A 15,126-nucleotide genomic window follows, 5' to 3' on the forward strand; every position below is an offset into this window, starting at 1 on the left:
AAGTAGCCCGTGCAGACCGACCAGGAAGCGGCCGACGCCGACCTGATCAGCCGCTACCGCGGGGGCGACGAGAGCGCCGCGGGAGAGCTGTACGCCCGACACCACCAAGCCGTCTGGCGGCTGGCCGTGTCGATCGCCGGACGCTCGGACGCCGATGACCTGGCCTCCGAGGCGTTCGTGCGGGTCTTCGCCGCTATCCGCAACGGCCACGGCCCCGAGGTCGCCTTCCGCGCCTACATCATGACCACGGTGCGCAACGCCTTCGTCAACGGCATCCGTCGCGACAGCCGCTACGTGTGGGTCGAGGACTACACGGGCGTCGAGGGCAGGGCCGCGACCGATGACGGTGCCGGTCTGCGCATGGAGTCGTCGCTGCTGGCCCAGGCGTTCTCGACGCTTCCCGAGCGCTGGCAGGCGGTGCTGTGGCACACCGCGATCGAGAACGAGTCGCACGGCGAGGTCGGCCGGCTGCTCGGCATCAAGCCCGCGGCCGTCGCGGCGCTCTCCTACCGGGCCCGCGAGGGACTCCGTCAGGCGTACCTCGCGGCCCACCTCGCCGAGACGTCCGACCTCGCGTGCCGCCAGACGCGCGAGCGGCTGCCCGCGTACGTCCGCGAGCAGCTGGGTGCCCGCGCCCACAGCGAGGTCGAGGCCCACCTCGACGAGTGCCACCAGTGCACCGCCGTGCTGGCCGACCTGCGCGGCGTGACCAGCGCTCTCGGTGCCGTCCTCGCACCCGCCCTGCTCGGTGCGGCGGCGACGTCATATCTCTCCACCCGCCCCGGCGGCCGGTCGCGACGGCCACGCCGACCCCGCGTCCCGCGATCCCTCGTGGCGGCGGGGGCTGCCGTGGCTGCCGTCGCGGCCACCGTCGTGGCCGCCGCTGCGGTGTCGTCCGACTCCTCCGACACCGCGGTGCTCGCGAGCCTGCGTCCCCCGACCGCGATCGCGACTCCGGATGCAGTCGAGCCACCCGCGGCGGAATCGCCGAACACCCCCGACGAGGCCAGCTCGCCGGTCGCCCCGGAGCTCCAGTGGCCCCCGGTCGTCGACCCGGTGCCCCGGGCCGAGCAGCCCCGCGCGGCCGACGATCCCTCGCCGCGGACCAACCCCACGCCACGCCCCACCGCGCCGACCCGTGTGCCCCGGACGCCCACCCGCGTCCCGACGACCCCCGTGGGGACGCAGCCGACTCCGCCCACGCCGTCGACGGAGCCGACGCCCCCGACCGAGCCCGAGCCGCCCACCGGCACGACGTTCGACCAGCAGCTGACCGCGGGTGCCACGACCGTGGCGGGCGACGCCGGGATCTTCGAGATGGATGTCAGCTCGCCCGACATCGCCCCTGTGCTGACGGTCGACATCACGTCGACGGGCGGCTGGAGCTTCGACCCCAACCCTCCGGGTGCCACCTGCACCAGCAGCTCCGGAGGCAGCTCACCGACGACGGTCGTCTGCACGTTCGCCGAGGCCTACTCCGGCGCCCTCACCCTGGTGCTCACGGGCCAGACGGCCGGGATGGCGTTCACCGCCACGGTCGACGCACCCGGCAACACCGACCCCGTCCCGTCCGACAACACGATCGTCCAGGACGTCCAGCCCTGACACACCTACCCTGACGCGCCGACCCCCCTGGAGCCGGCGCGTCAGGTGCCGGTGCCGCTAGGCCCGGCGGCGTGCGGTCCGGGTCACGACGACCCCGGCCAGCACCAGCCCCAGGCCGGTGACCAGCCACAGGAGCCGCGCGCCTCCTGTGCCCGGAAGGATGCCGTTGCCGTTGTCGTCGCGATCGGCGTCCGGACGGTCGGAGGCGTTGTCGCTCAGCACCGCGGCGAAGGTGTTGGTCACCGTCACCGAGGCGCTCGGCCCGACGACGACCTTGCCATCACCCTTGCCGGTCGAGTCCTTGTACGAGACGTCGGCGTCGTCCGGCACGTCGACCTCCCTGACGATGCACGAGGCACCCAGCGGCACCTCGAAGACCCGGCTCTGGCCTGCCGTGAGGGTGAACCGGGCGACCGAGTCCTTCAAGGGCACGTCGCCGCGCGGCGTCGTGCAGGTCAGCGTGAAGCTGAACCGACCCTCGCCGGGTCCGACGACCTTCTTGCTGACCTTCAGCCGGCCGGTGTCGAACGTGTTCACGACCTCGATGCCCGCCGTCCGGTCGGCCACGACCGTGGCCGGCGTGGTGGCGCTGTCGTGCGAGATCGTCGTGCGGGTCGCCCCGCCGCCGTCACTCTCCCCCGCCCAGCACTGCGCACCGATCGGCAGATCATCGACCTTGAGGGTCTGACCGCCGGTCAGCGACAGCTTCTTGCCGGCGAACAGCACCGTCGGGGTCGGACCGCCCTGCGGCAGGACGCACGTGACCTCGACCGCGTAGGTCCGGCCGGCGACGAACGGTGCACCCGCGCCGTCGACGGTCTTGGTCACCGCGACGGCACCCAGGTCGAACCTGTTGGTGGCGGTGAGGGCCAGCTTCTGCACCTCGCTCGACGTCGTGACGACGACGCCCTTGTCGAAGGAGTCGTGGTCGACGACCGCGGTGGTCGCTCCGCCGGTGACGGTCTCGGTGCCGAAGCAGTGCGTGCCCAGCGGGAGCGGCAGGGGCTTGCCGTCACTGCCCTCGATCGTCAGCGTCTGACCGCCCTTGATCTGGACGGGGCCCGAGAAGACCGTCGTCCGGACGTTCGCGACGTCGCGCTCGCACGTGACCTGCACCGTGAAGACGGCGTCGGCCGCGTACGTCTTGTCGGCACCCGCACCGGCCAGCACCTTGCTCAGGCTGATCGTGCCGGCGGAGAACACGTTGGTGAGCCCGGCCACGACGACCTGCGGCTCGCCGTCGACCTCGTCGGGGATCGTGACGGTCGCGGGGACCGGGGTCTCGTCCGCTCCACCGTTGTCGGTCTCCGTGACGGTGCACACGGCACCGACCGGCAGACCCGTCATCGTGGGCGACGTCACCAGTTTGCTGCTTCCGTCACCGGTCAGGGTCACGTTCTTGGTGAACACGTTGGCCTTGCCGTCGAACGAGCACGCCACCGCGAAGGTGAACGGCCCGTCCGACAGCGACGGCGCACCGGGGCCAGCGAGCTCCTTGGCGATGGACAGGCCGCCGGCCCGGAACTCGTTGGTGACACCGATGACGGACCGCTTCTTGCTCGTCGTCGACACCGCGCCCGAACGATCGGCGGACGGACCCGCGGGGTCGTACGTCACCGCGGTCGCGCTGCCGGTGTCGGTCTCGACCGCGTAGCAGCTCGCGCCGGCCGGGACCTTCGTGACGACCCGGCCGTCGTCGACCGCCGGCTTCACCGTGAGGGCCTGGGGCGACAAGCCGTCGAGCGGCGCACCGCCGAAGGAGCAGAACAGGTTCACGTCGAACTCCGCGGCGGCGTAGTCGGACGCTCCGCCGGTCACCGACTTCTCGACGGCCAGCTCGGCGTCGGCGAAGTCGTTGGTGATCGTCGCGGTCTGCACCGAGGCCTGGCCCATGCCCGGCTCGATGGCGATCGTCAGCGGATCGGATGCCGGGTGGTCGGAGATGCCGCCCTTCGCATCGGTCTCCGACACCGAGCACGACGCTCCTGCCGGCAGGCCCGTCACGTCGACGGGTGTCGTCGACGAGACCTGATACGTGTCGTCGAGCACGGTCTGCACCGTGCCGCCGACGGGGTCGATCGTGCAGACCACGTGGAACGGGAAGGTCAGGCCGGCCAGCGGCAGGTTCGACGGGTTGTCGCCGATCTTCTTCTCCAGGTGCAGGGCACCGTAGGCGAGGCCGACACCGACCTTGATCGGCTCGGTGCGCGGCAGGACGTGGGGACGTCCACCACGCAGCGTCGTCTCGGCGTGCGCGTAGGAGTTCCACGCGATCGTCGGGTCCGACACCTGCTCGATGTCCAGCGGCGTGTTCATCGAGAACGTGATGTCGACGCCCTCGGCGGGCTCGAGCGGCGTGGCGAAGGTGAGGCGCATCTGCGCCGCCGTGACGCCCGGACCGAACGGCGTCGACCAGTCGCCCGGCGCGCACTGGGCGGCCGACGATCCTGCACCGCCCATGTCGAGGTCGGCGATGCACAGACCGGCCCGGTCGGTGTAGCTGGTCGTCAAGGCACCCTTGCCCGTCAGCTTCGGCTGCGTCGCGAGCGTCGGACGCTTGTCCCACTCGGTGCCACGCGCCTGGTCGACGTGCACGCCGCGGTCGCCCGGAGCGGGGAACCGGTCGATGATGCGCATGTCGGTCGCGGACTCCGTGCCGGCGTTGACGAGCCGCAGCAGGTAGTCGTACCGGTCGCCCGGATCGACCATCGCGATGCAGGGATGCGCGGTGTACTCGACCCCGGCGGCGTCGGTCGCCACGGGGCACGAGGGGTCGCCCACCGGCACGGCCTCGGCCGTGCGGGTGTTGTACCAGCCGCGGCTGACGGTGCCGGCGACCCACTTGCGGGCCTGGAAGGCGGCACCTGCGCGCACCGTCACGGCGGCCGTGTCGGTGCAGTAGGTGCCCGAGCCGAACGCCGAGTCGGTCGCTGAGGTGCCGTCACACGCCAGGTTGGGCCCCTTGCCGATCGCTCCCATGGTGTTGGTGATGACCTGCCCCGAGCCGACACCGGGCTCCAGGAGCACCTGGATCTCGATGGTCAGCGTCGCTCCGGGAGCGAACAGCCACGGGTCGCCGTCGGCGGTCTTGCCGAAGTCGAAGGCGAGGCCGCTGACGCGACCGCCGTCGCGCTCGACGTCCAGCACGGGCTTGGGGACGGCGGGAGTCCCGGACGGCACCTGCGTGTCGACGATCCTGAACGGCTCGCCGCCGTCGCCGACGTACGTCTCGTCGAGCTGCAGACCCGCGGGCAGGACGTCCTTGACCACCAGATCGGTGATGTTGGACGTGCCGGTGTTGGTGACCTTGAGCTTGAACGGTGCCGGGTCGCCCGGGGCGATCGTCGAGTCGGGGGTCTTCTGCACCGCGAGGCGCGCGGCACCGTCGTTGAGGTTCAGCGTCGCGCGCACCGGCGCGACGGTCTTCGGCGACGACGGGTCCTGCAGTCGCGTGACGAACTCCGCCGAGGCCGAGTTCTCCATGTGCCTCGGGATCGTCGTCGACGAGTCGCTGCGCAGGAACTGCCGGGGGCTGACCCGCAGCTTCAGGACGCCGCCGCAGTCGGCGGGCTTGGCGCACGGCGTGATGCGAGGATCACCGCTGGAGTGGCTGAACGTCGCCCGGATGCCCGTGACGCTCGCGGCCGACACGCCGGACGGGAGCGCCGGGTTGGCAGCCGCGGTGCCGGTGACCCACGAGCCGGCGACGAGCGCGTCGATGCGCACCCGGTCAGCACCCGCAGGCAGCTTGACCTGGCCGAAGTCCACGAAATCCACGGCGTCGAAGAAGTCCGTGTCGGCATCGGTCAGCCGCAGGGTCGACATGCTCAGGTTGCCCGTGTTGGTCGCCGAGAGCTCGACCGTCGCGTACTGCCGCGGCAGGCCCGGGACGTACGCCGGCAGGTCGCCCGGGGTGATCGACTTGTTGATCGACGCGGCGTCGGAGACGGGGCCGGTCGTGATCTCGGGCGAGCAGGCCGGGTCGTCGGCCACGTAGCCGTCCGCGCTGGTCGTGAAGCAGTTGAGGATCTTCACGGCGTCCGCCGTCCCCGCGCGACGCTGCGTCACGAGGTCGAGGGTGAACCCCTGTGTCGGCGCGAGCTCGCCGTTCATGGCGGCACGGACGCCCTGCGCGCGCTCGAGCAGAGCGGCATCGGACGCGTCGTAGGCGACCCAGGCGGTCACGGTCGGGTCGTACAGCTCGATCGCGACAGGCGGCAGACCCGTCGCCGAGACCTTCGCGCTGGTGATTCGCAACGTCGTGAACGGGTTGGGACGCGTCGGGTCGGGCCGGCCGTCGACGCCCGTCGGCGGATCGGAGATGACGGGGTCGACGAGCGGCAGGTTGCCGTTGTTGGTGACCTTCAGTCCGAAGGGGATCGGCTGGCCCTCGGGCACCGAGGTCTGGCCGACCGTCTTGACGCCGGTCGATCCGTTGCGGGGCAGCTCGACCGTAAGGTTGGCGCAGGCCGTGCCGGACGCCGTGCCGGTGCCGTCGGTTCGACCCGCGGAGCCCTGGTAGCCCGCGCAGTTGACGACGTGGGGGCTCGAGCCGTTCGGCAGGTCCGCCGACGTGACGAGGCTGTTGAGGTGTCCGCTCAGGTCGAGACCGGCCACGGCGCCCTCGTCGATCGTCGGATCGCCGTCACGTCCCGTGTAGGTGACCTGGACCCCGACGACGCGGGTGCCGGTCTTCGCGACGGCGAGCGTCACGCCGGTGGTGTGGTCCTCGGACCTGACGGTGCCGTCGGCGTACGTGACCGTGAGGGCGGCCTTGGCCGCGCCCGCAGGCAGGCGCAGGCGGACGGTGTCGATGTCGAGCTTCTCCAGCTCGCTCGACGTGCTGGTCGGGTCCGGCTCGGTGATGACGATCGAGGAGAGCTCGAACGGCGACTTGTTGCTCACGTCGACCTTGGCCGAGACGCGCGAGTCGCGGCCGATGACGGCGTACTCGCCGTTCTCCCTCGTGAAGTCCTTGTCGGTGTCGGCGAAGTACGTCTTGGACGATCCGAGCACGAGGGTGTCGGGCAGGATGTCGTAGCTGTGGCACGCGTCGGCGCCGGTGACGGTCCCGGAGTCGGCGTCCTCGGCCGCTGGCTCGGCGCAGTTGTTGACCGCGATCTTGGTCGTCGGTCGCATCGGTGCGTCGTCCGACCGCGTCGTGTCGCGGAGCACGAGCCCCATCTCGACGCTGCCACCTGTCGCGTCGTACGGCAGCACCCCGCCGTCGACGTCGGTGAAGACGACGCGGACAGCCGTCACGTCGGAGGCCGAGACGCCCGAGGGCAGGCCCAGCGCGCCGGTGGAGCTGACGGCTGCCGCGTCGACCCAGCCGCCACCGGTCTTGACCGAGAGCACGGCGCGGTTCGCACCGGCCGGGAAGCGCTTCAGCTCGAGCCCCGTCAGGTCGAAGTGCTCGAACGTCGTCGCGGTCTGGTCGACAATGCTCAGATCGGTGACCTTCGCCGAGCTCGACGACGCGTTGCGCACGCCGAGCGTCACGGTGCTGGCCTCGCCCAGGCCGGCGACGGCCGAGCCGTCGGTCCACGTCTTGGTCGCGACGGGGCGCACGACCCGCGGCACCTCGACCGTGACGACGTTGGTGTCGTCCTTGGGCGTGGCGTTGTCGGCCGTGACGTCGGCGGTGTTGGCGATCTCCGTGCCGTCCAGCAGCGCGGTGTCGGCCGGCAGCCGCATGCCGATCTCGAAGTTGACGGTGCCGCCGGCGCGCAGACCGACCTCGCCGACCGGGTCCTGCAAGGCCTGCTTGAACACGACCGTGAGCTTGCGGGTCGTCTGGTCGAACGTGACGGTGCGAGTCGAGGTCGACGGCGGCAGGTTCGTGACCGTCAGGCCCTCGGGGAGCACGTCGGTGAACGTCTCGTTGACGCAGTCGGTGACCAGGCTCGAGCACTCGACCGTCAGCTCGTAGGCGAAGTCGTCGCCCGGCTTGAGGGTCTTGCCGTCGAGGTTGTTGCTCTTGACGACCCCGACCTGGGCCGAGTCGGCGGCCGCGGCGACGGGAGCGCGGTCGGCCTTCTGGTCATTCTTCTCCGTCGGGTCCGTCTTCTTCGTCGGTGCCGGGGACGGCTCGGGCGTCGCGGTGGCCGTCGTCTCAGGTGACGGAGAAGGCACCGGCACTGGATCAGCCTGGGCCGGGATGACCGGCAGCAGCAGCGCGAACAACGTCGCGAGAACCACTCCTGACCTGATCGACGTGCGGTGCTGCTGACGCGTGCGGTGGCGCGCTGAACTCATGTGCTGCTGCTCCCAAGATGGTCGTGCTGAACTGGCCGACGGCGATGCCGTGTGCCAGTAGACGGGAACAGCTGGTCTCCATTACGCCCGTAACGGGTGAATCAGAGGGTGATCGTGCGCGCGGGGAGATTCAGCGCAGCAGGCCGAGCTCGTACGCGCGGGCGACGACGTCGTCCCGGGTCTTGACGCCGAGCTTGCGGTACAGGGCCTGCAGCTGGGTCTTGATCGTGTTGGTCGAGACGAACAGGCTCCGGGCGATGGAGTCACGCGACTGCGGGGTGGGCAGCAGCTCGAGCAGCTGACGCTCCCTCTCGGTGAGCACGACGACCTCGAGGGCTTCCGGGTAGCCGGCGACCGGCTCCCGGCTGTCGATCTCGTCGAGGACGGCTCGCAGGGCAGGTACCGCCTCGACGTGCTCGTCGAGCACCGACCGCGACACCGACGCGAAGGTCGAGACGAGCTCAGCGTGCACCGCCGCGCCCGCCAGATAGGTGCGCGCGACCTCGGCGTCGCCCAGCTCGTGGTGGACCTGCGCGGTGAGGAGCAGCGCCTCGGCCCGCACGCGGGTGAAGTCGTGCGGGGTCTGGGTGATCGAGGCCAGCAGTCCCAGCGCCTCGCGCGAACGTCCCGACAGGTGCAGCAGCCGGGCGCGGACGGTCCTGGTGCGGAAGGCGCCACCGTGCTCGGCCAGCAGCGTCTCCGCCCGGGTGCCGTGACCGAGCGCCATGTGCAGGGTGGCCTCCCACGCGTTGAGCTGGGCCTGCGCGAGCGTCCCCTCTGTCATCAGGTGGCCTCGTTCAGCCCGGGCCAGCTGGATCTCGTGCAGCACGACGTGGCCCCCGTCCCACAGCAGCGCTGCCGCCGCACGCACCGTGAGCTCGAGGAACCACAGCTCGTCGGTCGAGATCGTGGCCGACAGCTCAGCCATGTGACGTTCGGCCTCGGCCCGGTCGAGACGGTCGAGCGCCATGATCGCCTCGGCCACCCGACGGGGTGCCTCGATGTTGGGGGTCAGCCACCCCGTGGGCGGGTCGATCGCGTCGGACCGGTGCAGCCAGGCTCGCGTCGTGGTGTGGTCTCCCCGCAGGGCACTCACCAGCGCCAGCTTGTTGGCGGCCTCGCGCCGCAGGACGTCGGGCGACTCGTGCCGGTCGGGACCGTAGCCGCGACGGAAGGCGAGCTCGGCAGCGGTCAGATCGAGATCGAGCAGGTGCATCAGACCGGCCTGGACGAAGAACCGTCGGATGCTGGCGGGGAGGTCGTGCTGGGTCTCGTGCGCCATCGCCGCGACCATGAGCATCCCGCGCCGGACCTCCTCGCGCGCCGCGGCACGCTCACCGCGGAACCGGGCGGCCATCAACGCGATCATGATGCCGTCGAGCAGCACCGTGGCATCGGGATCGGCGGCACGCGCCCGCAGCTCGTCGTCGTCGACCGGGATCGTGTCGATGGGCTCGAGCTGCTGGTCGGCCACCCGGTCGGGGATGAGCTCGGCCAGATGCCGCATGAGCGCCGAACGTGGCTCGAGCAGCTCGTTCGGGATCTCCGTCAGCGCCTCGGCCAAGATCGCGACGTCCTCGGCCGCGATGTCCCACCAGTGCCGCTTGACCAGACCCACGAGGGCCTCGTGCCGGCCCGCCCGCCGGGCGAGGTCGACGGCGTCCATCACGCGACCGAGGCGCTCGAGCTCGCCGATCACGCTGTCCTGCAGGGACGCCAGGTAGCGGTCGCCGTCCACGTGGTGCGTCCCACGCAGTGCCTCGACGACGACGGGGGGCACCGAGAGGTGCAGCCTGTCGGACTCCCTGCGACGCTCGACCACGCCGAGCCCCTGCACCGCGTCCACCAGCTGCCGGTGCTCGGGGCCGAGACTGGCCCGGAGCACGTCGATGTCGATGCCTCCGAGCTGCGTCACGGCACTCACCGCCGCCACGGCATCGGCACCGACCATGGCCGTCACCTGGTCGCGGATGAAGTCGCGGACATTGCCCCATGACCACCAGCTGCCGACCGTCTCGTCGCGGCGTGCCTGCATGCCGACGCGGATGAACGCGGCGAGCCCGGCGGTGCCCTGCAGGATCTCCTCGACGGTCTGGTCGTCGGCGCGGATCCCCTGGGCCGACGCCATCGTCACGAGCTCGTCGGCGGTGAACGCCAGCTCGTCCATCGCGATCAGCCGGTAGCCCGCGCCGGCGACGGCATGCCAGACGAAGTCGTGACGTCCCCGGACGCACATGACGGCGTGGATCGACCGGCAGCGGCGCAGCAGCGACATGAGCGGTTCGCCGAGCTCATCGGCCAGCGGGTCGAAGGCGTCGATGACCAACACGAGGGGACTGGAGAGCCGCCGCAGCCGGGGCGTGAGACCGGCCAGCGCCTCCTCGGTCGACGAACCGACCGGCACGACGGCACCTGCCACCTCGGCCAGCGCCTCGACCACCGTGGCGGGGGTGTCGACCGTGCCGTCGAGCCACAACACCTCGTGCCCGGCGGCTCGAGCCTCTGACGCCCACTGAGCGGCGAGCGTCGTCTTGCCGGAGCCGATCGGACCCCGCACGAGGGTCAGCGCCGGCAGCTCGTCGAGCCGGGCCAGGAGTCGCGGACGACGAATCGCCTTCTCATCGATGCGTGGGAGTCCCATGTCGACCTCCTGAGTGTTGTCCGTCGGTGATTGTCATCCCGATGGAGACGTCCTCATGGCCCCATCATGATGGACGCCCGACAGACTTTCTTCCTCGCCCTCGTCGCCCCCGCCTCAGTAGGCTCTGCGGGTGCCGCTGACCCTGAGCCATCCCGCCGCGGTGCTGCCGCTGCGCCGACTCGGGCTGCCGGCCTCGGTCATGGTCATCGCCTCGATGGTGCCCGACGTGCCGCTGTTCCTCGGGTCGAGCGCCGGCTACTCCGCGACCCATGCGTGGACGGGGGTCGTCACGATCGACCTGCTCCTGACGGTCGGCGTCGTCGCCGTCTGGTTCGTCGTCGTGCGCGACGCGCTCGTCGACCTGGCTCCCGACGCCGTGCGGCTCCGCCTGCCGCCCCGTGCCCGGCTCGACCGCCGGCAGCTCCTCCTCCTGCCCGTGGCGGCATGCCTCGGCTCGGCCACGCACGTCGTGTGGGACGCGTTCACCCATCCGGGACGGTGGGGCGTCCGCCAGGTGGGGTGGCTGCAGGCCGATCACGCCGGGCTGGCCGGCCATCAGTGGGCGCAGTACGCCTCGGGTGTCATCGGGCTCGCGATCGTCGCGGGTGCCGTGCTCGCGCACCTGCGGTCGGCCGGGCCGCCCGACGTCGACCGGCCCGCTCGCCGTCTCCCGGCAGCGACGCTGCCGGCCGTCGTGGGTCTTGCCGCCGCGGCGGGAGTCTTCTCCGCCCTGCGCACTGCACCGGCCGCGCTGGACCTCCTGGCGTTCAACGGCGTCGTCGACTCCTTGATCGTCCTCACCCTCGGCCTGGTCGTGGTCAGCCTGGTGTGGAATGCCCGCCGGCCGTAGGCAGTTGCACCCGGCATGACGATCATCGCCCTCACCGGCTCGACCGGAGCCGTCGGCGGCACCGCTGCCCACCTGCTCGCCGACGCCGGAGTCCCCGTGCGGCTGCTGGTGCGTGACGCCGCCAGGGCACCACACCTGTCGGGGGCCGACGTGCGGCAGGCCTCCTACGGCGACGCCGGATGCGTCGCAGCACTCGAGGGCGTCGACACGGTCTTCATGGTGTCGGGGCACGAGGCGGCCGACCGGCTCGACCAGCACCGCTCCTTCGTCGACGCGGCGGCGCAGGCCGGCGTGCGGCAGATCGTCTACCTGTCGTTCGTCGGAGCCTCCACGACATCCGGCTTCACGCTCGGCCGCGACCACGGAGCGACCGAGGAGCACATCCGCGCGTCCGGGCTCGACTGGACGTTCGTGCGCGACAACTTCTACGCCGAGATCCTGCCGATGTTCGCCGACGACCAGGGCGTGATCCGCGGACCCGCCGGCACCGGACGCGTCGCAGCCGTGTCGCAGCGCGACGTCGGAGCGGTCGTCGCCCACGTGCTGCAGGACCCCCGCGACCACGTCGGTCGCACGTACGACCTGACCGGCCCCGAGGCCCTGACCTTCGACGACGTCGCCGCGATCACGAGCCGCATCACGGGACGTCCGTTCCGCTTCGTCGACGAGACCCTCGAGGAGGCGCGTGCCAGCCGCGCCCACTTCGGCGCACCCGACTGGCAGGTCGATGCCTGGGTCAGCACCTACACCGCGATCCGCGACGGCGAGCTCGAGCACGTCAGCGGCGACGTCGAGCGTCTGCTCGGACGGCCGGCCACGTCCTTCGACGAGGCGATCGCCGAGGCCGGGCTCTAGCCTGTAGCCATGTCTTCCCAGCTCCTGACCGTCACCGGCACCGTCTACGTCCGCGAGCGCATCTCGCTCCCGCCGGGCGCGATCGCCACGATCAAGCTCGTCGACGGCGAGGGCGAGGTGCTGGCCGGCACGGCGATCGAGTCCGTCGCGCTGCCGACCGAGTTCGCGCTGTCGGCCGATCCGGCCCTCGCACCCGATCCCGACACGCTGTTCATCTGGGCCGCACTGCGCAGCGAGACCGGGGTGTGGGGCACGCCCGAGCTCGTCCCCGTCGCCTCCGAGGCCAACGCCGTGCTGCTGACCAAGATCGAGGACTGACCGGGTGCCACGCGGGGGCGGACCGACCGTCACGCACCTGAGCGAGGCGGAGCTGCACGCCGGGGGCGCTCCGATCCTGCGCCGCATCGCCCTGATGCTCAAGCCCTACCGCACCAAGATGGCGTTCGTCGCCGTCGCGGTGGTCGTCTCCGCGGCCCTGACCTCGGTCGTCCCGTTCCTGACCAAGGCGGTCTTCGACGATGCGCTGTTCCCGCCGGACGGCGTTGTCCGCACCCACCTCCTGGCCTGGCTGGTCGTGGGGATGTGCGCCATCCCGATCGTCACGGCCCTCATCGGCATCGGTCAGAACTGGCTGACGTCGACGATCGGCAACTCCGCGATGGCCGATCTGCGCAGCGATCTGTTCGCCCACCTGCAGAAGATGGAGCTGGCGTTCTTCACCGCCACCAAGACCGGTGCCATCCAGTCGCGCCTGGCCAACGACGTCGCGGGCGTCCGCACCGTGCTCACCGATACCGCGACGTCGATCCTGCAGAACAGCGTCACGGTCATCGCCGCCTTCGTGTCGATGGTGATCCTGTCGTGGCAGCTGACCCTGTTGACCCTCGTGCTGATGCCGCTGTTCGTCTACATCCAGCTGCAGGTCGGCAAGCGCCGCCAGCGACTCGCCCGGCGCACGCAGGAGTCGCTGTCCGAGATGACCGCGATCACCGAGGAGGCGCTCAGCGTCTCGGGCATCCTGCTGTCGAAGGTCTTCAACCGGGCCGACTCCGAGGTCGACCGCTACCGCCAGGCCAACCGCGAGCAGACCCGGCTGCAGGTCGACCAGGCCATGACGGGTCGGGCGTTCTTCGCGACCGTGCAGACGTTCTTCGCGATCACGCCCGCACTGATCTACCTCGTCGCCGGCACGCTCCTGCAGGGCTCCGGCGCCCTGACCGCCGGCACGCTCGTCGCGTTCACGACGCTGCAGGCCCGGCTGCAGATGCCGCTGCTGCAGCTCATGCGGGTCTCGCTCGACGTGCAGACGTCGCTCGCCCTGTTCCGGCGGCTGTTCGAATACCTCGACCTCGAGCCCGCGATCACCGAGCGTCCCGGTGCCGTCGCGCTCGACCCGCAGCGGCTGCGGGGCGAGATCGAGTTCCGCGACGTGTTCTTCCGCTACCCCGAGCCGCGCAGCCTGAGCGGCACCGTGTCGCGCGACCGCTTCGGCGACACCGGCGTGCGCATCGACCGCACCGAGCCGGCACCCGAGCAGGGCTGGGCGCTCGACGGCATCTCGCTCAAGGTCGAGCCCGGCCAGCTCGCCGCGATCGTCGGCCCGTCCGGGTCGGGCAAGACGACCATGACGTACCTCGTGCCGCGGTTCTACGATGTCGACACGGGTGCCGTGCTGATCGACGGCACCGACGTCCGTGACCTGACGATGGGCTCGGTCGCCGAGGCGGTCGGCATGGTGACGCAGGAGCCGTACCTGTTCCACGGCTCGATCCGCGACAACATCGCCTACGCCAAGCCCGACGCTAGCGCCGACGAGATCGAGCAGGCCGCGCGCGACGCCAACATCCACGACCGCATCCTGTCGTTCGCCGACGGCTACGAGACCATCACGGGCGAGCGCGGCTACCGGCTCAGCGGCGGTGAGAAGCAGCGCCTCGCGATCGCCCGGGTGCTCTTGATGGACCCGCGCATCCTGATCCTCGACGAGGCCACGTCGGCCCTCGACACCGAGACCGAGCGGCTCGTGCAGGACGCGCTGGAGCGCGCGACCCACAACCGCACGACGATCGCGATCGCGCACCGCCTGTCGACGATCCACAACGCCGATGTCATCTTCGGCCTCGAGGACGGGCACCTGGTCGAGCAGGGAACCCACGACGAGCTGCTGGCCCGCGGCGGGCTCTACTCGCGGCTCTACGTCGAGCAGTTCGGCTCGGGTCAGATCGAGGCGCGGTTCACCGACGGCGTCCGCTACTCCGACGGCACGATGCACTGCGACCGCACCGACCGTGACGGTCGCCGCGCCGACGTGTCGCTGTAGCTCCGGCCTGGCTCAGTCGAGCTCGTCGGCCCGTTCGAGCGCCGTCGGCAGCAGGTCGACGGCGTCGACGGTCGGTCGATCGTCCCCGGTGCCGCGCGTGCTGACGATCACGACCTCGTCGCCGTGCGGCGCGAACACCCGGGTCAGCACCATGTGGCGTGACACGCTCCTGACGGTCGCGCGGTAGCCGTACGCAGCAGCCGGCAGACCATCCAGTCGCTCGACGGTCGTGCTGGGCAGCGGCTCGCGGCTCGAGCAGTAGTCGATCGCGGAGTCGACCAGCGCGAGGGCGGCGGCCGCATCGGCGAAGCGGCGGTCGACCCCGTTGGCGCTGGAGCCCACCACCTCGTTGCTGTGCAGGATCAGCCGGCGGTCTCGGTCGGCCGAGCCGTTGTCGAGCCTGATCCTCCGCTCGGCGATCGTGAGTCGCGAGCAGGGCGCGACGCCGATCCCCTCGAAGGTGTCTGCCACCGACTCGACGCGCGGGACGTCGTCCTCGGTCAGCACTCCGCGCGTGCCACCACCACCACATCCACCCACGACCAGCAGCACGCCGAGGGCCGCGACGCCCTTTGTCAGGACATCGGTGGTCGGCAT

General features: G+C 71.1%; 8 protein-coding genes. 5 read left to right on the forward strand and 3 right to left on the reverse strand.

Annotation, left to right across the window (positions count from 1 at the left end; genetic code table 11):
- Positions 1 to 9 precede the first annotated feature (9 nt).
- Positions 10 to 1,605: a sigma-70 family RNA polymerase sigma factor gene (locus JOF40_RS04915; RefSeq protein ID WP_129180642.1), complete on the forward strand. Its 1,596-nt coding sequence runs from the start codon at positions 10 to 12 to the stop codon at positions 1,603 to 1,605.
- Positions 1,606 to 1,662: 57 nt separating this feature from the next.
- Here the strand turns inward: JOF40_RS04915 and JOF40_RS04920 are convergent, their stop codons facing one another.
- Both JOF40_RS04920 and JOF40_RS04925 read right to left on the reverse strand, forming a co-directional pair.
- A complete protein-coding gene (locus JOF40_RS04920; protein ID WP_129180644.1) occupies positions 1,663 to 7,863 on the reverse strand; it encodes a DUF5979 domain-containing protein in 6,201 nt (2,066 codons plus the stop codon).
- A 130-nt stretch (positions 7,864 to 7,993) separates the two neighbouring features.
- On the reverse strand, positions 7,994 to 10,504 hold the full coding sequence (locus JOF40_RS04925) for a LuxR C-terminal-related transcriptional regulator (protein ID WP_129180646.1): 2,511 nt from the start codon (positions 10,502 to 10,504) through the stop codon (positions 7,994 to 7,996).
- Positions 10,505 to 10,634: 130 nt separating this feature from the next.
- Here JOF40_RS04925 and JOF40_RS04930 point away from each other — a divergent pair, with 130 nt between their 5' ends.
- Genes JOF40_RS04930 through JOF40_RS04945 form a run of 4 tightly spaced genes read left to right on the forward strand, consistent with a single transcriptional unit; the run spans position 10,635 to position 14,529 of the window.
- Positions 10,635 to 11,354, forward strand: coding sequence for a DUF4184 family protein (locus tag JOF40_RS04930; RefSeq protein ID WP_129180647.1), 720 nt, complete (start codon positions 10,635 to 10,637; stop codon positions 11,352 to 11,354).
- 15 nt (positions 11,355 to 11,369) lie between these two features.
- Complete coding sequence (locus JOF40_RS04935) at positions 11,370 to 12,209, forward strand: SDR family oxidoreductase (RefSeq protein WP_129180649.1); 840 nt, start codon at positions 11,370 to 11,372, stop codon at positions 12,207 to 12,209.
- A gap of 9 nt (positions 12,210 to 12,218) precedes the next feature.
- On the forward strand, positions 12,219 to 12,527 hold the full coding sequence (locus tag JOF40_RS04940) for a YbaY family lipoprotein (protein ID WP_129180651.1): 309 nt from the start codon (positions 12,219 to 12,221) through the stop codon (positions 12,525 to 12,527).
- 4 nt (positions 12,528 to 12,531) lie between these two features.
- Positions 12,532 to 14,529, forward strand: a complete 1,998-nt coding sequence (locus tag JOF40_RS04945; RefSeq protein WP_209674387.1) for an ABC transporter ATP-binding protein — start codon at positions 12,532 to 12,534, stop codon at positions 14,527 to 14,529.
- Between the two features lie 12 nt (positions 14,530 to 14,541).
- Here the strand turns inward: JOF40_RS04945 and JOF40_RS04950 are convergent, their stop codons facing one another.
- A complete protein-coding gene (locus JOF40_RS04950; protein ID WP_129180652.1) occupies positions 14,542 to 15,126 on the reverse strand; it encodes a hypothetical protein in 585 nt (194 codons plus the stop codon).

It is taken from the genome of Aeromicrobium fastidiosum, from assembly GCF_017876595.1.
GTDB lineage: Bacteria > Actinomycetota > Actinomycetes > Propionibacteriales > Nocardioidaceae > Aeromicrobium > Aeromicrobium fastidiosum.

Excerpts from the sequence above, each read along its gene's own strand:
- JOF40_RS04920 (WP_129180644.1), bottom strand. The coding sequence starts at position 7,863 with ATGAGTTCAGCGCGCCACCGCACGCGTCAGCAGCACCGCACGTCGATC.
- JOF40_RS04925 (WP_129180646.1), bottom strand. The coding sequence starts at position 10,504 with ATGGGACTCCCACGCATCGATGAGAAGGCGATTCGTCGTCCGCGACTC.
- JOF40_RS04935 (WP_129180649.1), top strand. The coding sequence starts at position 11,370 with ATGACGATCATCGCCCTCACCGGCTCGACCGGAGCCGTCGGCGGCACC.
- JOF40_RS04940 (WP_129180651.1), top strand. The coding sequence starts at position 12,219 with ATGTCTTCCCAGCTCCTGACCGTCACCGGCACCGTCTACGTCCGCGAG.
- JOF40_RS04950 (WP_129180652.1), bottom strand. The coding sequence starts at position 15,126 with ATGCCGACCACCGATGTCCTGACAAAGGGCGTCGCGGCCCTCGGCGTG.